We start from the raw sequence: 18,311 nt of genomic DNA on the forward strand, positions 1-18,311 counted from the left end.
ACTTACGCGATGAAAACTGCTCCATAGACAAGGGCTCCCAAAACAACAAATACAGGACTAACCCTAAATCGCTCAAGGGCAAGAAAACTTAAAACTGCAATGATGATTGTATGATAAATTCCCGATGTCTCATAAGCATTCATGAAAAAGTTGAAGGTCATCACACCTAACAAAACAGCAATGGTCGGGCGAATATATTGTGTCAATCGCTTCACTTTCGGGGAATCTTTAAACTTTAATAATAAGCCTAACAAAGCAATCATTAAAATCATCGATGGTGCAACGGCTGCAAAGACACCGATAAAAGAGCCTAACACACCACCCATTTCATAACCGATATAGCCTGAAAGCTTTGTCGCAATCGGACCTGGCAAACCATTTCCCAATGCCACCATTTCACTAAATTCAGTTACCGTAAACCATTCATATTTATGAACCACTTCATGTTCCAATAATGGTATGGTCGCTGGCCCCCCACCATAGCCTAATATATTCGCGATAAAATTAGCTTTAAAAATTTCCCAATATATCAATTCTCATCAACTCGCCTTTCTTTTTTTCCTCTGGAAAGCAATGCAGAAATAATGAGAACCAATATTAATATGGCTGGATGAATACCGAGCATTTCCATAACGACTAAACTGATGATTGTTAGCATAATGGTTGGCAGCCACCCCATTGTTCGCTGGGAGAACTTAATAAAATCCCAAGCCAACACACCAATCATCACACCAGCAACCGGAATAACAGCTTTCGTCATTCCTTGGACCCATGGAAGATCTTTATAAGCGTTTAAAACTGTTAATAATAAGATCATTAAAACCAATGTCGGTAAAATTGTCGCAAGGAGTGCATTCAGCATCCCGCGCCATCGATCAATCCTCCAGCCGACATACCCGGCAATTTTCGTATTAACAGGCCCCGGCAACGTGTTGGCAAGTGCCAATACGTCTGCAAATTCTTCATCCGTCATCCATTTAAATTTCGTAACCACTTCCCTTTGCATCAGCGGAATGGCCGACAAGCCACCACCATAGCCGAGCATGCCCGCCCGAAAAAAAGCCATGAAAAGATCCTTCTGCCTCACCAACGTTACCACTTTCCTTCTATCTTTAAACATTACAAATACTTTCCATTTGATCGTAACAAATATTGAACATTTTTACGAATTTGATTGAAGCTTTATTTTCTTATCAGTATTAATGAATTTCATAATACGTATTTAATGCATCACCATCCATATGTAGTTGAGTTGGTTCGTTCCCAACTACATATGGTGATGAAAAAGCCGACTTTGGTAATTATGAAATTCATTCGTATGTGCAAAGAAATAAAAAAATGAGACCCTGTTTTTATACTATATCTCTTCTATTTCTCCTTTTCCTCTTGTGGTATTTTGTAGCTACCCTTTTCATTTTTGCTTATTTTATCTACTCTAGGTGCGTTGACAGAGCTTGCCTCCTGCTTTTTTACTGCTAAAATACAAAAAGAGTCCGAATAACAGCTAAGTTATCGAACTTCAATAAGCTTTAAATAAAAAATAAATGGTAACCAATCATCAAAAAGTCAGGTGCTCTTATTACCAGCTTGCTTTTTTCACGCCTGGCACTTGCCCTTTATGCGCATACTCTCTAAATGCGATAACGCTCTCGGTTCCCCATCGGAATACCGCTACGTAAATCTCCACTTAAATAGGGAACTCCTGCTAAACAGAAAGTTCCCTTTTATGATTCATGGATTAAAGGTACACCAAAACAAAGCTGGCTGTGTAAAAATTACTAGTTTCAAGTACGTTGGTACATAACAGGCACACAGTTTATTTCAAGATGAATCAATGCCCATAAACTCCTATCTCATATAAACACTTTCACATGTTCCTGGCTGTGGTTCATAAAAACAATGCAGTTTGAATTGACCCGTAAAAGGCTGACCGTACCATGTTGGCGGACACGGAGCATATGGATTAAAGTACCACAAAGCAAATTTCGCGGGATGATCCCGCCATGATTCTAAATTTCGTCTTGCTAATCTCCTCTCCTTATCTCTTGCTCCCTGATAAAACACATTGCCCTTCTGAACAGCTTCAAAAGAGAAATTTCCCCCTTGGACTTGAAATATTACATCTTCAATCGTTCTAACATCAATAAAGTCTAAACAATTTGCTACTGCACGGTTCACAATTACATTTCCGACATACAACATTCCTTGAACGCCTTCACCCTCAGCTTCCGCTCTCATCATCCTTGCCATTAAATCAACGTCCGCTTCCCGATAAGCTACTCTCGCCATTTCTTCACCTCCAGGATATAGTATGAAGAAATGTGTATATGATGTTTCTTTTATATAAATTTGCCCATTTCCACTCCCTTTGAATTACTCAACAAAGCATGCAGTGAATGTGTCCTATTATTTTCTTGTTCTATTCGATTTTTCTTCACTTAAATTCCGATAAAACCTCTCCTTGGAAGAAAGATAACGTGTGTCTGATCGTTCCCTGGATCTTTTTATTTGCCCTTCAACATACATCACGAGCGGTAAAATCCCAAGTACATATCTTCCATAACGCCCCACTTCAATGTCTGGCAGTATTTCTTCGACAACCATCGGAAATACAGTAAACACCAAAAGAAGCATCATAACTAAAATAATTTCAGCATTAAATCTGCTTCTTATACGAGTAACTTTCCAACCAAGCATCACAAAAAAAGAAGTAATATATACTGACACAAGACAAAATCCCGCATATAGCAGAGTAAAAAATACCGATTCTCTCCTGCCATCATCAAGAAGAAAATTTATCGGCTCTCCTTGATAAAGAATCCCCTCTTCACTTCCAGTAAAAGTGAAATATACGATCGCCATATAACCAACCATGAAAAACATAAAGAAGGTTAGAGCTAGAACAACGACACCCCATAATAACACGAAGAGTCTTCGCAGTAAGCCAAAGATAAGACCAGCACCAGGAATTTTGCTTAAAATATAAACAATAAAAATAATACCAACAAAACCAACAACCACAATTAGGGTGGAAAGAATTTCTTCCGTAATCACAATCTGCCCCTTCTTTTATCTCCATACAAAGAAAGATATTGATCCTCTTACCATTTATTATCGTATTCTTCGATCTTTATATACTTTACCAATTACTTAGCTATTCTTGGTGGTTGCATGACTGTCAGAACTAAATTGTGTCCTTTCTTAAGGTGGTTATCCAGTCATTCATTTAGTCATTAACCAAAGCACCAAGCGTCATTCACACATTTCTGTCTGTTCAGGTAAAAAAGATTACACTATACGGAAAAATCTTCCTTCTCGTTCATCAAATAACCAAGAAAAACTCATAATTTGGTAGCGAATGATCAAATATTATAGTTCAGCACTTTAGAATAATCAGGAAATAAAAGAAGTTCCGGATGGAAATAATACAATTGGACATCGTCGATCTTGTCTTTTTCCACACTAATATAAGCTTTACCTGTTATCGAGTCCCCTTTTTCTAATTTCCCTTCCAAATCGTATAAATCTATCCAATTTCCATCGATGTTAACATTAAATGTATGTATCACTGCTTCTCCATCTACAACAGGCATTGGCAGAGCTTGTTCAATGGTTTGAATTTCATCGATTGTATTTTCAATCGTTATGTCTAGTACTAGCGCTGACATATCACTTAAATCCACATTCCCTTGTTCAAGGTCAGGATTTTCTTCAATGCTCACATCATCGATCGTAACCTGGAGGCTTCCATTATCTTCATAATCTAGTAAATAAATTGGCTCTCCCATTTCATATATACCAATTTTACTCTCCTGTTCTGATTGCGGAGTGAAAAATACAACTTCAGGTATATCTTGTGTAATGTTCCATAAAAATGCCGATGTATATTCATCATTTTTCTCCGTGACGACCGCACCTACTAAATCCAGTGTTTCGTTGGGCTCAAGTGCATAATCGAAGGATTCAAATTCATCTGCAAACTGGTCGTTTTCCGGATAAGATACATCCACTTCTGTATTGGCTGCTGTATATTCGGGCAACAGATCGGGCAACCCAATTTCTTCATCACTTAAATTTGTCACAGTATAATCAATAAACGTAACATTCGTATTTTCATCCGGTGAAGAGACTCGTTGCTCCACAAATTCTGAATGATCCTGAGCAGGTTCTGTCCATACTTTATTGACAGTTACTTCTGCATCTGCATCCGAATAGTATGTGGTCATGACGAATGGTTCTCCGATTTCATGATAGAGATCATTAGATTCTTCTGTATTCTCCGAGCCATTTGAATCGTTATCAGCTGTTGTTTCTTCCTCAGCCTCTGTTGGTTGTGCAGTTGCAGTTTCTGACACATTATCGTTGTCTTGCGAACACCCTGTTATCAACAAGAGCAATATGATAGAAAACAAGGTTAAAAGCCTAGTGTGTTTCATAGGGAATCTCCTCCAATTATTAAATTTTTGTAGGTAAAATGCATATACTTGTAATTTCCCCGTAATTATTTAAATAATATATCTTTACGTTTCCTCCTGTCAATAGACCATCTGACGTATTATTCTTTTACTATATCAGTTGAATGAAATAAATCGCATGCTTAGTTTGTGCGGGATTCTTGAATGAGCATGCGAGTTCGTACGGTTATGGTGTGGGATTCTGGGGCGGCGAGCGAGGTTGCGTGGTTATCGTGCGCGATTATCGGGTGGTGTGCGAGTTTGCACGAGGATCGTGCGCGATTACCAAGGGGCGTGCAAGTATGTACGATTATCGTGCGCTAATTCTCGGACCGCGTGCGAATCTGCTGATTAATGCAACCTATGTAAATTTCAGCAAAAATATTTTTGTGTATTCCATATAAAAATTCGAATAATCTGCGTAGATTTTATAAAGCAACCATTGGTTCACGCCAATCTGGGTCTCCCTCATGAATTGGATTAGGAATATCACAAACACTATTTTGCATCAGGATAAGTAAATCATCTTTGCTAGGAATATATCGGTAAAGTACATTGGTGTCAATCCAAGAGAAGATGCAACTCGATTCATCGATACAGATGAAAGTCCTTCTTTATCAGCAATAGCGACTGCAGCATCTACAATTTGATCGATACTTAATTCTTTTTTAGGTCCCCTATTTGATTGTTTCTCTAAGCCCTTGTTTGAATCATAGTAGAAACCAAACCCCAAGAATTTCGTATTACTAGGGCGGGAGATGCGACTCTTTTCGGCATTCACGATGAGTCCTAATTTCTTCTCGATAAATGTTGTAATGGAGGCAAGCACTTTGTTGGCGGCTTTCTTAATAGGGGACTCCTGAGCCGTCCGTGAGACCTCCCAGGGTAAGGCATCTATCTTTCCGCTTTTACTCGTCTAATCTACTCTATAGGGTTACACACATCTTTAGGATTTTGGCTTGTTGTGGAGCCTCGTCCACCTATCGAGCCTTTGTATTAGATTTCTATTCGTCAAGTCAAGCTTTTGATACGCGCTTCCTTCAGCCCTTACCTCACGATAAGTACCTTGCGCTTCTCTAGTGGTTGGTCGATGTGTACCCCCACAGTGGACTTTCACCACCTAGATAGTTGCCATGCCTGGCACATACAAAAAAGGCGATAATCCTTCTTGAACTATCGCACCCTATAGTTGAATAAGAGCATATATATTTAATTTTAAAGTTCTATAGATAAACTTCTCCATATTTCTTCACATTTTTTCTTCTTAATACGTTCATCATATATTGAATAAAAATCTTTATCCTATATGTAGGTCTCACCTTCATTTCAAACAAATCCTTTAATCCATAGGGAGCCTTAATTTCAAGTTCTTTATTACGGAGTCTTGCAACGATTGCAGTTGGGGTTTCAGGAAAATGTTGCCAGAGGTTTGCAACCGTATGGAATAAAAACGTCTTCTAATGTTCTTCTTACTCCCTCCGCATTTGGTAAAAAAATCTTGAGTACCCTTTAAATTTTGATAATCCATCTTCTTTTTCCTTGACTCCAATATTTTAATAAATGAATGAATTTCATAATTACCAAAGTCGGCTTTTCCATCATCATATGTAGTTGGAACGAACCAACTCAACTACATATGATGATGGTGAAGCATTAAATACGTATTATGAAATTCATTAAAATAAAAACCGCAATTGATTTAAGTGTGGAACTTAATCAAATGCGGTTTAATGATAAATAGCCTTTCTATTTACGATTATTAAAATCAGATAGCGTAAAGGGGGATCGATGAGATAGAACGCTTCGAATTTTATAACCCCTCTGTCTCTAAAATTATTTTATTCGAGATAATTCGTATGAAAAGGACTTTCCCTCTCTTCAGTTTGTACAGAAACCCATTGGACGGTAGTAAACTCTTCTAATGACCATTCCCCTCCAAAGCGACCCAGTCCAGAATCTTTCTCGCCTCCGAAGGCAATCAACGGCTCATCGTTTACACTTTGGTCATTCACATGAACCATGCCGGAAGTAATCTGTTTCGCTGCTTCTACCCCTCTTTCTGGGGAACCCGAATGAATTGCTCCACTTAGACCAAATGGGGTATCATTTGCAATACGGATTGCTTCTTCATCACTTTCTGCAGAGATAATAGTAGCAACTGGGCCAAACATTTCGTTTTTAGCTGTCGCCACCTCATTGGTACCAGTTAATATATAAGGATGCATGACATTGCCTTCCACTTTTCCTTCCAGTACAACTTTAGCTCCTTGTTTCTTAGCCATTTCAATTTGTTCAAGTATCCGATCAATTGCTTTTCGATTGATCAATGGACCGATTAAATTATCCTTTTCGCTTGGGTCGCCCACCTTAATTTTTTTCGTCTTTTCCACAAACCTCTCAATAAATTCCTCATATAAATCTTGATGAACTATGATTCGATTAATAGCCATACATATTTGTCCATTATGCATAAATTTACCGAATAGTGCAGAATTTACCGCACCTTCTACTTGCGCATCACCAAGCACGACAAGCGGGTTGTTTCCTCCCAACTCGAGTGCAACTTTCTTAATATTTCTTCCACAAATTTCACCAATATGCCTCCCTGCCGGCGTGGACCCAGTAAACGAAATTAACCGTGGAATTGGATGTTCCACAAATGCATCGCCTATTTCTTCTAATTTTGGAACAACAACGTTAAATATTCCTTTCGGCAATCCCGCCTCTTCAAATACTTTTGCAAGTAATATTCCGCCGGTTACCGCTGTTTGCTCATCAGGTTTCAATACGACCCCGTTACCGACAGCCAGTGCAGGTGCAACTGAACGCATTGCAAGATACATTGGAAAGTTGAATGGCCCGATTACTCCAACTACCCCTAAAGGCTTTCGGTAAATTCTATTTTCCTTTCCTGGAACAAGGGAAGGCACAATCTCCCCATTCATTCTAAGTGGAAAAGAAGCAGCTTCCCTCATAATTGCGATGACAAAGTCAATTTCGACGTTGGCCTTTAGATGTGATGAACCACCTTCCCTAATCAAATGTCCAACAAACTCTTCTCTTCTAGCTTCAACAATCTGCACTGCTTTTTCCATAATGGAAGATCTTTCAAATGGATTATAATTTAACCATTCGTTTTTGGTCTGTTCAGCGGATTGATAAGCTTCGTCAACATCTTCCTTACTCGCTGTTTTTATTTCTTGCAGAACTTCGTCATTATAGGGGTTTTTCACTTTATAAGTGGTTTCCCCTGTACCATCACGCCATTTTCCAGATATATAATTTTTATTCAAACCCTCGTAAGGTGTCATATGATTAATTCTCCTTTTATTTTATGACTTACTATGAGTTTTACTCTTTGGTTCCTTATTATACCTTTTAGGAATGGAGAAGGAAACTGGTTACCATATATTGAATTGAATTCAACTGTAATTGTTAACAATTGAATGAATTTCATAATTACCAAAAACGGCTTCTTCGCCACATCATGTAATTAAGAAAGCTTCTACGCAACTACATGTTGTGGCGAAGGAGCGGTAAATCCTTATTATGAAATTCATTAAATTGATTATGATTATAAAAAACCTCGTTTTATTTAGGACTTACATGTATGCCTTCACCCTCTCGCCAATCTGCGTAGAGTATACGCTTTACATAATCATATCCATTGGTAGTCAACTGCTCATTTAACCACTGTTGATCAAATCCGAGTTCATGCACATTGTCCCATAAAACTTCCCCATCTATAATTAACGATGTTGGGAGATGTACTGGAGTTTCTATAAGACGTAGAGCTTGCTTGTCTGGTATTTGATACCTGGATTTCAATAATATACTTATTTGCCCATTAGCTTCTAATATCCCGTATTTGACTTCGCGAACTGAAAAGACATTATTTTGACGGAGTAAACTCAATACTTGATTTACATCCAGTCTGTTCTTTGTAAGTAACTTTCTGTCTATAATACCATCTCGAATGATTATGTTAGGATTGCCTAGTAGGAGAGAACGAGTCGATTTAATTTTGAGAGTCATAAACTCTACTCCCAACATAAGAAACGTCCACAATCCGACGGCATATAAAAAATAAAAAACCCCTATCTTATCCTCATAAATGGAACTTCCTAAAAAATGTCCCAGTCCTAGAACAAAAACTAAGTGAAACGGGGTTAACTGATAGATGGATGTTCTGCCCGTTATGATAATGATAAAAAATAAAGTGGCAAAACCCACGATGACTTTAATCGTCAGTAAACCAATATTAACTTCTTCCAAAGTTTTTTCCTCCGATTTAAGTTTTAGTTTGTTGTACCATCATGTCTTGGATTTTATTGATTCCAATAGAATTCTAAAGGCTGTATGGTCTTTCCCTCCCACTTATTAAGAACAGTAAATAATATAAGTTGTGAACTTGCCCTGTAGATTTTCAGTTAAGAAATCAGAACATGATTTTACCATTTCTAATATTGACTTTTACCTTTGGATGAACAAGGATATGCTCATAATAATTTTCTCCCTTTATTTCTTTCCAGATAGAGGGATGAAAGGCAACGAGTTCTCTGCCTAATCCAAGTACGTCACTTTGATTCTCTGCAAGTTTTTTAAACAGAGTATCCGCTTTTTCAGAGAGAATCATGGATAATTGACTTTCCAAAGAATCGATCACTTCTTGCTTATATAAATGGTTTGGAGGATAGTCAACAATCTCCACATCCAATTGCAGCATAATATCAGCATGTACTTTTCCCTCTTTTTTCAGCTTAAGTTCTCTTGATACGTTTTTTACATTATAGCTGACGGATACGTTAGCTTCTTCGTCCAACCTTTCTGTTAAAAGTGCCTTTTTAGATTGTTTTCCCATAAACAACAATAGAAAAGTACTTTCAGCAGGGGAAAGAAACTGTCCGGTAAAGCTGTTGTTATGAAAAAGAGCAGCCCCATTTATTTTGACTTCATCGTCCGACTCGTCCTTGCTCAAATAAGGAAGCATGAAATCTTTTCCTTCATCAAACAAATAGGTGCGAATCGATCGTAGTGTTATATCCTGAATTTTCGAATTTATTTCACTGCTGTGAATCAATTCGTATAAGTACTCCCCTTTTTCAACTTCATTTTCGGATAAATGGGTGATTATCTCATTTGCACTGTTATCTGTCACAGCAATTTTGGCGTTTAAATCCACCCTCGGGTCCCGGTAAAGAGCATCCAGCACATTATAAATATCACCTTTGGCAACGTCGATTCCTAAGATTAAAACTCTTCCTTTTGCTGGATCGTAATTACCGGCTACGCTCCTGTCAATTGTCACGCTTGCCTCTTTTATGGACCTTCCATTTCCGGTTACCAGTTTATTCGATATAGATATTTCCCCCCTGCTTGACTCACTAATATTCATATCTCTAAGAATTGAAGTTATTTGATAATCCCCCTCCTCCACTAGGTCAAAACCTGATAAATACACCGTACGGGTATTCTTTAGCAGTCTTTCATCCCAGCACCCAGCTAGTAATGGAAGAATAAAGAAGAGCAAGACGAGCTCAGTTTTCCTTTTCCTCATAGGTCGATGCCGCCTCTCTTTTGAAAATAATTGTTATGAAAAGCAGTAAGACAGGGATAATAACGGCGAAAATTAAACTTATATGCTTTAACCATTCTTCAATTAAGGTGATCTCCATATAATAAAATATGATTGAAACGATAAACACGAATGTTCCAGCTAGCATCACAGCAAACTTATGTTTAATACGGAATAAATTACTTATCCCCAAACTTGCTGAAAAGGAGTAGCTGATAATAGTAGTAAAAACTACCAGACCCCAGAAAGAGAGAAATATTAAATCTAATCGGCTTAGCACTCTTATTTCCACTGCACTCAGTATGTATAGAACCGGTTCCTGTGTGATTTTCATTTCTTCTGGACTAAGCATCACCGTGCTTATCATTACGATATACATTAAAAAAGTTGTAATAAAAAATATTGCCGAAAATGCCCCTTTCAGTGCCGAAATACTTTTAGACTGCTTCATAAAAGCGAAATAAATGAGTAACGTTTCAAACCCTATGAAAGATACAAAGGTATCCTCTGTACTTCTAAGAATATTCCAGCCACCATTAGAACCAATAGGGAAGAGATAGCGGACATCCAAAGATGGATCCTTATAAACAAAAAATGTAATGCAGAATAAAAGCAGGTTGAACAAGAATAGGAAAGAAAACAAAGATAACATATTTCTTATTGAACAAATACTCCCGTATATAAGCAGAACGAATAATATCAAAAGTAAAATCCATCCAGGAGTTTCAGGGAGTATCCATCGTTTTAAAGTATCTGTGTATATAATGAAGATATAACAAATGATGGTCAGCAGATACATAATAAACAAAAAATTTAATACCGTTCCAACCGTTTTCCCCAAGATTACTTTAGAAAAATCAAATAAAGTAAGATTCGGGAACTTTCTGCATAGCAACCAAATCATCAGTACAATTAGGTGAATAAAAAATCCGGTAATTAAAATAGAAATCCATCCGTCACTGCCCGCTTTTTGATGCGTTTGGTGAGGTAATGATAACAAGCCTACCCCTATCACCGATTGCACCAGCACGTAAAATAAATGTACAGAACTAATACGGCCCTTCACTTTCATCTTGTTTCCACTTCCTTGATTGTATTTCCCGCTTGAAATGGGGGGAATCTTTAGGCTGTTTATACATCATCCATGAAGGAACACGAAGAATCGTATCTTTGAAATCCTTTATATTCAACGGAACAAACGGTGAAAAGTATGGAAAACCGAATGAAGTAAGGCGTGACAAGTGAATTAACACACATAACACTCCGATGACGATACCAGAAAAGCCAAATATAGATGCCAATAGCATTAAAGGAAATCCTAAGACACGAATCGAGCTGCTCATTTCTATGTTTGGCTGAACAAATGATGCAACGGATGTTAAGGCAACAACTATAAGCCCACCATAGGAAACAATCCCTGCTTCAACCATTGCTGTTCCTACGACTAGCCCTCCAACAATTCCAAAAGTCGTGGCAACAGAAGGTGGCAGTCGAATGGACGCTTCTCTTAACAACTCAAAGGAAAGCTGCATAATCATTAACTCTATAAATGGCCGAAATGGTACATAACTCAACGAAGACTGTAACGAATAAACAAGCTCCAAAGGAATTACTTCATAATGGAATGAAACGAAAGCAACATAGGATGCCGGCAGGATAAGTGCAATGATATAGCTGAATAGACGGATAAATCTAAAAAATGAACCTAACCACCAACGAGTAATATAGTCATCCGGTGTTTGAAAGAATGTCATAAATGTCGCTGGCAAGATAATTACGGAAGGACTCCCGTCTAAAATTAAAGCAACCCTCCCGTCCTTTAAATTTGCGGAAGCTTTATCTGGCCGTTCCGTAAGTAAAAGCTGGGGAAATGGAGTAACGGTGTGATCTTCAATGCAATCCTGAATATCTCCTACTGATCGAATGGAATCAAGTGTAATACTTTTTATACGTTGATCGACCTTTTTGACGATTTCCGGATCTGTCATATGATCCAAATAAATCAGCGATACATTCGTTGTTGTTGAGGAACCCAATGTATAATTTTTAACTGTGAAATCGGGTGATTTCGTTACAGCACGGAGTAAAAAGACGTTTTTATCTAAGCTTTCCACAAAACCTACTTTTGCCCCAAGGATTGTTTTTTCTACGACAGGCTCTGCAACTTCTCTATCGGTTGATGCGTTAGCCTTTAGGAGGAATCCCTCACTACTGCCGCCTTTTTCCATTAGCAGACAATATCCGTCTAATAATCCGTTGATGGCTGTTTTATTACTGTTAGTAGTGCTGATTTCCTGGCTATATAGTTCATTTGAAATATCGTTGTTCTCCATTTTTGTAAGGGGTTTAATTATCTTTGATTCAAACTTTTCCTGGTCAACTAATGAATTGATGTAAAGGATTATATAGGTTTGCTTATCACTATGTATTTCCCGTTCCTTTAAATCGCTAGTATGATTTAATTGAAGTTTGATGTTCTCTATGGAGAGATTTTCCTGATTGATCAAAGACTTTTTGGAGTTATTTCTTTTAAGTCGCATCCCTGCACACCCTCTTTATCGCACTTCTTGTCAGTAGTATGTGGAACTTGAATACAATTATTCAAATAGAAGATGGAAGCTGAATCAAAGAGAATGCAAGGACATCAATGGGTCTATTTCACACGAACTTTCTTCGCCCGGAACCCCATAAGCCATATACCACAAGCTTGTACGATAATGGAGTTTTGGAGATTATACTTTATTCCGTTTTTGTACCCGTCTGTTACATATACGATGCCAAGATATTAAGGGGCAATAGAGAGATTTATCAATAATTCCATTTGAAAGCATTGTAGTTACTGAATGGTTTTCCCCCATAGCTAACCAATAATGGTTCCGTTACTTTTATTGTATTTAATAAATTATGTAGCCCTTGAATCCTTTAGTCTCGAGATATGACTATGAATATTTCGGCAATACCCGGGGGGTTGTTCACGGAGCCATGCTGAAAAAGCATCCAAAATGGGCTGGCTGCGTTCTAAGCGTTCTTTATAGCGTTCTTCAGGACTGGCGTCCTTCAATTCACGTTCAATAGCGAAAAGTTGGTTACAGAATGCTAGACCTTCCTTCGCCTTAACGTGGGTTGTTTTCGCCGATTCAGGAAGAGCCTGAAGGGCTTCCGTGAATTTACGTCTGGCATGCGCCAAACAACCAACCAGGGTAACGAAAGCTATACCATTGTAACCTGCATAGCCATCCACTTGGATATATCCCTGGAAATCCTTCAGAAATCGGGAAGGATGTTTGGCTGCACGAGTACGCTGGTAATCATACAAGATGATTGCAGGACTCATCCGACCTGTACGATAAAGCCACATATAAGATTTGGAAGTGGCTGGCCGCTCGGGTTCCGAAAAGACCTGAAGGCTCGTCTCATCCGCATGCAAAATATCCTTTTTCAGGAGATGTTCTCGCATCTGATCATAGATGGGACTTAACCAGGTATTTTTTTAACCTATGATTAAAAATGTGAATTTTCCATCTAATTTACTGCCATTCTAAAATTATTTATTTTTAACTTAGTTGAATGAATTTCATAATTACCAAATTCGGCTTCACCATCACCATATGTAGTTGGGAACGAACCAACTCAACTACATATGGTGATGGTGAAGCATTAAATACGTATTATGAAATTCATTAAGTTACAAGCTTATCCGTGAACTGTATTTTCACTAAAAATATGACGGCTATGCCTGTAATGGAAGGAAAAGCTGTAATATACTAAAGCCTACTTCATGCAACTGTTCACAAAATGCCCCTTTGAAGTGCATCTCGTTATAACACAAATGGACTATAACTTCAGATACATGATCAATTAACTCAATTTACTTTCATCGCAGAGTGTTTCTAAATGATAACGGATTACTTCCTTCACCTTTTCTGGAGTGTAGACATCAGGTCTTAACAGAGCATGAATGGACAATCCATCAATTAATGCCGCCAGCCTACTTTTTTCTAATTTTACATTAGTTGAATCAGATAAAATCCCTTGTAGAACTAATATCTCAATCATTGAATTTGCTAATTCATACATACCGTTAGTCATTTCATCTTTTTTTTCTTTTAATGTATCACTTGTAAGTGACTGAAGTGCAAGGATCAACCAAACGCTCGTTTCGATTTTCTTTTCTTCATCAATTGGTACAAGCTCCAATAAAACTTCTGCGACTGCCTGCAATGAATTGTCTGACCAACTTTTACTTTGAGAACGTTTTTTCCCTTCTTCCAGGTAATAATCCATGATAAATAATAACATTTCATCCTTAGTTGAAAAATAATGTCTTAACGCTCCAGCAGACATGCCTGCTTCAATAGCAACTCTTCTTATAGATGCCTTTTCGATTCCCTCTTTCTTAATAATATTCCAAGCGACCTCAGCAATTGACTTCCTCTTTTTTTCATGATCAACAATCCTTGGCATAAAAAATCACTTCCTTTTCTTAACACAGTGTGTTATTATAATTTTAGTACACTGTATTATTTAAATTATAACATATAAAAAGGAGGGACTCTATATTTGATCGAAAGTATTGAAACATTAATGCCTTCTTCAACAATAGACACATCGATAGCTTTGCTAATTATTTCTATTTGCGCATTAATTGATATATTAAGTCCTGGTGTATTTGCTGTAACAGCCTATTTATTATTGACACAGCCTAATCAATTATCTTCTCGTTTGCTTGTTTTTTTGTTTATTACGCAGTTTGGCTATCTTCTGGTGGGCTTATTACTATACTTTGGTGGAGATTCACTATTGAAAGGAATCGGAAAATTATCTGAATTTGACTTTATCAATTGGTTTTATCTCCTTTTTGGAGCAGTTATGGCTCTAATTAGCTTCTGTAAACCAAATGATAATACAAAAAAACGTTTAATTTCATTTATACCCCAAAAAACAACGATGAAAGGGATGATCATGTTAGGTATCATTGTTTTTCTAATTGAATTTGTAACTGCTTTGCCTTACTTTTATTCAATTTTGTTAATGAATCACCTAACAATTGAGCCTTCCTCTTCTATCTTTATTATAATTGGCTACAATCTTGTAATGGTGCTTCCTTCTCTTCTTTTGTTAGGGGTTAATATTATGTTTAAAGAGAGACTGCAACAATTTCTAAATAAAATTAGATCAAAATTAAATGAAGCTCCGATTTCCTCACTCTTGGTAGCGATAGGAGTAGTAGGTGCGGTTTTTTTTAATATCGGTCTTAGAGGCATATTAAATTAAAAAATTATTAATGAGGTGTTCATCATGAAAGAAATTATCAGTGGACTTGGTCTACTTTTCGTTATACAGGGAGTAGGCGGATTAATCAATCATTTGACTAATGGTGGAAAAAGTTGGTTTTTGGTAAATTATATTGATGCGTTTCAGGGATTTGAAATTGTTATGAACATTATTTTTATTGTAGTTGGTGGGGTCATAAGTTTAGCCTCTTGGAAAATAGGCGGAACAACTAAAGGAGAAAATTAAAATATAGAGCAAATAGGACGGATTATACATAGCCGTCCAGCTTGGCGGATGCTCCGTTGAGATATATTTTTAAATATTAATAGGGGGGTAGGGGGAACATGAAAATTATTATGAATTCAAGACATATAGGGAGCTCGTCTCTCAAAAAGGAAGGTCGGTTATACTTTATTGATAACCTAAGGGCAGCTCTTACAATGTTAGTAGTGCTACATCATTTAGTGTATTTTTCCATCTATAACGAAGTATTATCACAAGGGTCTATTGGGGTCGTTATAGGCCTTCTATTCCTTGCTTTTAATCAGACTTTTTTCATGGGGACGTTTTTTCTTATTTCCGGATATTTTGTTCCTTCATCTTTTGAACGTAATGGAGCGACCCGATTTATCAAAGATAGATTCTTCCGGTTCCTAGTCCCGTTTATCTTCTACGTTCTCATTCTTAGCCAAGTTCAATCAATTGAAGTCTATATGCTTAACCAGGAGCCATTTACATGGCAAACCTATTTTTCAAATTTAACCTATGGCCCGATGTGGTACGTCGAGCTACTTTTCGTATTCGTTTGTTTATACGCAGTCTGGGCGAAGTTTATGAGTAAAAATAAGCTATCAGTAGTTCGTCAGAGTACGCCACCCACCTACAGGATGTTTACAGTCTTTGTCATGATATTAACAGTAGGATACTTCATTATAAGACTGTGGGTCCCTGCTCTTGATTTACCCGGTGGATCTCCCGGGGTTCAATCATTTGTTGGACTTTTTACAGCAAGCGGCTATGATCTCCCACAATATGTCGGGCTATTCATTTTAGGCATCATCGCTTACCAACGCAATTGGTTTCGAAATACTCCTGATTCTATGGGTAGAGCGGGTTTTGGAATTGCAATTGGAGCATCGATTCTTCTTCTTCCCTTAGTCTTGATATTTGGGGTAGACGGATTACAGTTTTCTGGCGGCTGGAACTGGACATCTTTGGTTTATTCTCTTTGGGAAGCTCTATTTTGTGTTGGCATCATTCTCGGATTAATCATATTCTTTCGCAAAAGAGTTTTTCTTCAAGGAAAAGGTTGGAGCTTCTTGTCAGCCCATTCTTTCGTGATTTACATCATTCATATACCGATTATCGCTATTGTTATTGCTGGATTGAAGGTCATCCACTTTCCACCATCCTTCATGTTTCTAGCTATGATTCTGATCACGATACCACTTTGCTTCTTGTTAAGTTATATAATTAAGCAGATTCCCTTTGCGTCAAAGATTCTTTAGGATGGTGAATATTAAAGAAAAAAAGAGGATACGACGATAACTATAAATGATGTTTTAAATATGTACACTTTTGATTGTAAAATGATGTACAGAAATGATTTTTAATGATTTGTCAATCAATATGCGAACTTTACATGGAGCCCCTGTGGACATGATTGACATGCCAGGAAGCCAGGCCCTACAGAGTCTGGCATAGCTATCAGGCTATCATGTCCACTTCTCCATATAAAGTTTTTAAAGCACTATAATCAAAACTGTACATTCTTATCCAATCGTTTTTGTACATTGTTAGAGTATCATTTATAGATAACCATATCTGCCCTTATGCTTCTCAAAAATAGAACTAATGAGCCTTTTCCACTTGGAATTTTTATCTGAGTGCTCAAAAGTATTAATTTTATAATAATAAGTGTTACGTGGAATACCGGAAACTTTGAGTAATGTCTTCACAGGATAATCGTGCCTTAGCTCATATATTACTTTTACTTTTTGTTTTGTCGTAATTTGTTTTCTTTTTGAACTAAGGCTTTCCACTTTTTTAAATAGAATTTTCCATTTAATAATATGTATAAATTTTTACTCCCACCTGGCTTATGTTCAGTTGGGCTTTTTTGTATTTAATGAATATTTTTTAAAATATTGCTTTTATTTTTGGCATTTCATAAAAAATCTTGTTGAAGGTTATGAAAGGGGAAATCATCACCCACCTTTGCAGTTGCAAAGGGAGAGGAAATGCATGATAGAACCAGATTGTACCGTGTGGCAAGTTCGCTGTGCATTTAATGCTTTTTGTAAACGTGTATTGAAGAATGAAGCAATCAACATTTATAACGAAAGGCAACAACGTCTAACAAAGGAGATGACATTTTCGGATCTCACGCCACAAGAAGAAAATCAACTCTTTACCTTAGATCATCAATATGAAGGAGAAGAGGGTGAAAATCTACAAGTGGCGAGAAAAAGTATTACTCCTAAATTACTTGCTGAAGCATTGCGTACTTTGCCAATAGAAAAGCGTAAGACAGTCCTACTATATTACTTTTTTGATAAATCAGATGTAGAAATAGCCGAACTACTAGAGATTCCTCGTAGTACGGTTCAGTATAGACGGACAAGCTCTTTTAAATGGTTAAAGCGATTTTTGGAGGAACATGCAGATGACTGGGATGATTGATGCTAACACAAAAGACAACGAACGTGGTTTATTACCGTATCCAATTATTTTGGCTGCAAATAAGGGTGATCCAGAAGCGATGAAATACGTTATTTTTCATTATGGAAGCTATATGGCAATTTTGTCTATGCGTAAAATTTATAATGAGCGTGGTAATCCGTATTGGGGCATTGATGCAGACACACATGATCGTTTACGCTCGAAGCTTATGCAGGGCATTTTAGATTTCAAGATTTGATTGTATGGTTAGGTTTTCCCTTTCATATATATTGTTCTTTGACAAAGAAAGCACGGAAGATAACGCCGCGCAGTATAAACAAAAAATC

At 37.3% G+C, this 18,311-nt stretch carries 18 protein-coding genes and 2 pseudogenes; 5 read left to right on the forward strand and 15 right to left on the reverse strand.

Annotation, left to right across the window (positions count from 1 at the left end):
• Positions 1-2 precede the first annotated feature (2 nt).
• From L3V42_RS11565 to L3V42_RS11635, 15 genes and pseudogenes are all read right to left on the reverse strand, one after another.
• Positions 3-533, reverse strand: a complete 531-nt coding sequence (locus L3V42_RS11565; RefSeq protein ID WP_235762171.1) for a chromate transporter — start codon at positions 531-533, stop codon at positions 3-5.
• Positions 530-1,087 carry a chromate transporter gene (locus tag L3V42_RS11570; protein WP_235762297.1) on the reverse strand — a complete coding sequence of 186 codons (558 nt, stop codon included), beginning with the start codon at positions 1,085-1,087 and terminating at the stop codon, positions 530-532. The genes L3V42_RS11565 and L3V42_RS11570 overlap by 4 nt, the downstream gene beginning before the upstream one ends.
• Positions 1,088-1,579: 492 nt before the next feature.
• Positions 1,580-1,648 (reverse strand): annotated as a pseudogene (locus tag L3V42_RS11575) (30S ribosomal protein S14); the annotation flags it as partial.
• Between the two features lie 200 nt (positions 1,649-1,848).
• Positions 1,849-2,289 (reverse strand): cell wall hydrolase, encoded by a 441-nt coding sequence (locus tag L3V42_RS11580; protein ID WP_235762172.1) that lies wholly within the window; start codon positions 2,287-2,289, stop codon positions 1,849-1,851.
• 117 nt (positions 2,290-2,406) lie between these two features.
• Complete coding sequence (locus L3V42_RS11585; RefSeq protein WP_238472045.1) at positions 2,407-3,054, reverse strand: hypothetical protein; 648 nt, start codon at positions 3,052-3,054, stop codon at positions 2,407-2,409.
• Between the two features lie 308 nt (positions 3,055-3,362).
• Positions 3,363-4,436, reverse strand: coding sequence for a hypothetical protein (locus L3V42_RS11590; RefSeq protein ID WP_238472046.1), 1,074 nt, complete (start codon positions 4,434-4,436; stop codon positions 3,363-3,365).
• A 526-nt stretch (positions 4,437-4,962) separates the two neighbouring features.
• A complete protein-coding gene (locus L3V42_RS18650) occupies positions 4,963-5,283 on the reverse strand; it encodes a hypothetical protein (protein WP_439651888.1) in 321 nt (106 codons plus the stop codon).
• 394 nt (positions 5,284-5,677) lie between these two features.
• Positions 5,678-5,848: a nucleotidyltransferase family protein gene (locus L3V42_RS11600; RefSeq protein ID WP_438822752.1), complete on the reverse strand. Its 171-nt coding sequence runs from the start codon at positions 5,846-5,848 to the stop codon at positions 5,678-5,680.
• A gap of 444 nt (positions 5,849-6,292) precedes the next feature.
• Positions 6,293-7,765 carry an aldehyde dehydrogenase family protein gene (locus L3V42_RS11605; RefSeq protein ID WP_238472047.1) on the reverse strand — a complete coding sequence of 491 codons (1,473 nt, stop codon included), beginning with the start codon at positions 7,763-7,765 and terminating at the stop codon, positions 6,293-6,295.
• A gap of 280 nt (positions 7,766-8,045) precedes the next feature.
• A complete protein-coding gene (locus tag L3V42_RS11610; RefSeq protein ID WP_235762176.1) occupies positions 8,046-8,729 on the reverse strand; it encodes a DUF421 domain-containing protein in 684 nt (227 codons plus the stop codon).
• Between the two features lie 163 nt (positions 8,730-8,892).
• A complete protein-coding gene (locus tag L3V42_RS11615; protein WP_238472048.1) occupies positions 8,893-10,011 on the reverse strand; it encodes a Ger(x)C family spore germination protein in 1,119 nt (372 codons plus the stop codon).
• Positions 9,992-11,101 carry a GerAB/ArcD/ProY family transporter gene (locus L3V42_RS11620; protein WP_235762178.1) on the reverse strand — a complete coding sequence of 370 codons (1,110 nt, stop codon included), beginning with the start codon at positions 11,099-11,101 and terminating at the stop codon, positions 9,992-9,994. The genes L3V42_RS11615 and L3V42_RS11620 overlap by 20 nt, the downstream gene beginning before the upstream one ends.
• On the reverse strand, positions 11,079-12,569 hold the full coding sequence (locus L3V42_RS11625; protein ID WP_238472049.1) for a spore germination protein: 1,491 nt from the start codon (positions 12,567-12,569) through the stop codon (positions 11,079-11,081). Before L3V42_RS11625 ends, L3V42_RS11620 begins: the two co-directional genes overlap by 23 nt.
• Before the next feature lie 408 nt (positions 12,570-12,977).
• Positions 12,978-13,510: pseudogene (gene tnpC / locus L3V42_RS11630) on the reverse strand (IS66 family transposase); the annotation flags it as partial.
• 377 nt (positions 13,511-13,887) lie between these two features.
• Positions 13,888-14,493 (reverse strand): TetR/AcrR family transcriptional regulator, encoded by a 606-nt coding sequence (locus L3V42_RS11635; RefSeq protein ID WP_238472050.1) that lies wholly within the window; start codon positions 14,491-14,493, stop codon positions 13,888-13,890.
• A 96-nt stretch (positions 14,494-14,589) separates the two neighbouring features.
• On the opposite strand from L3V42_RS11635, the gene L3V42_RS11640 reads away from it, so the two are divergent.
• The 5 genes from L3V42_RS11640 (at position 14,590) to L3V42_RS11660 (ending at position 18,223) form a co-directional block, all read left to right on the forward strand.
• The gene (locus tag L3V42_RS11640; RefSeq protein ID WP_238472051.1) at positions 14,590-15,303 is read left to right on the forward strand and encodes a GAP family protein; all 714 of its coding nucleotides are present in this window, start codon (positions 14,590-14,592) and stop codon (positions 15,301-15,303) included.
• A gap of 24 nt (positions 15,304-15,327) precedes the next feature.
• Positions 15,328-15,549, forward strand: a complete 222-nt coding sequence (locus tag L3V42_RS11645; RefSeq protein ID WP_235762181.1) for a hypothetical protein — start codon at positions 15,328-15,330, stop codon at positions 15,547-15,549.
• Between the two features lie 98 nt (positions 15,550-15,647).
• Complete coding sequence (locus L3V42_RS11650) at positions 15,648-16,811, forward strand: acyltransferase family protein (RefSeq protein ID WP_238472052.1); 1,164 nt, start codon at positions 15,648-15,650, stop codon at positions 16,809-16,811.
• Positions 16,812-17,547: 736 nt separating this feature from the next.
• Positions 17,548-17,985: an RNA polymerase sigma factor gene (locus L3V42_RS11655; protein ID WP_238472053.1), complete on the forward strand. Its 438-nt coding sequence runs from the start codon at positions 17,548-17,550 to the stop codon at positions 17,983-17,985.
• Positions 17,969-18,223 carry a helix-turn-helix domain-containing protein gene (locus tag L3V42_RS11660; RefSeq protein WP_207520897.1) on the forward strand — a complete coding sequence of 85 codons (255 nt, stop codon included), beginning with the start codon at positions 17,969-17,971 and terminating at the stop codon, positions 18,221-18,223. Before L3V42_RS11655 ends, L3V42_RS11660 begins: the two co-directional genes overlap by 17 nt.
• Positions 18,224-18,311: the final 88 nt, after the last annotated feature.

This window comes from Oceanobacillus alkalisoli (assembly GCF_022213125.1).
GTDB lineage: Bacteria > Bacillota > Bacilli > Bacillales > Amphibacillaceae > Oceanobacillus > Oceanobacillus alkalisoli.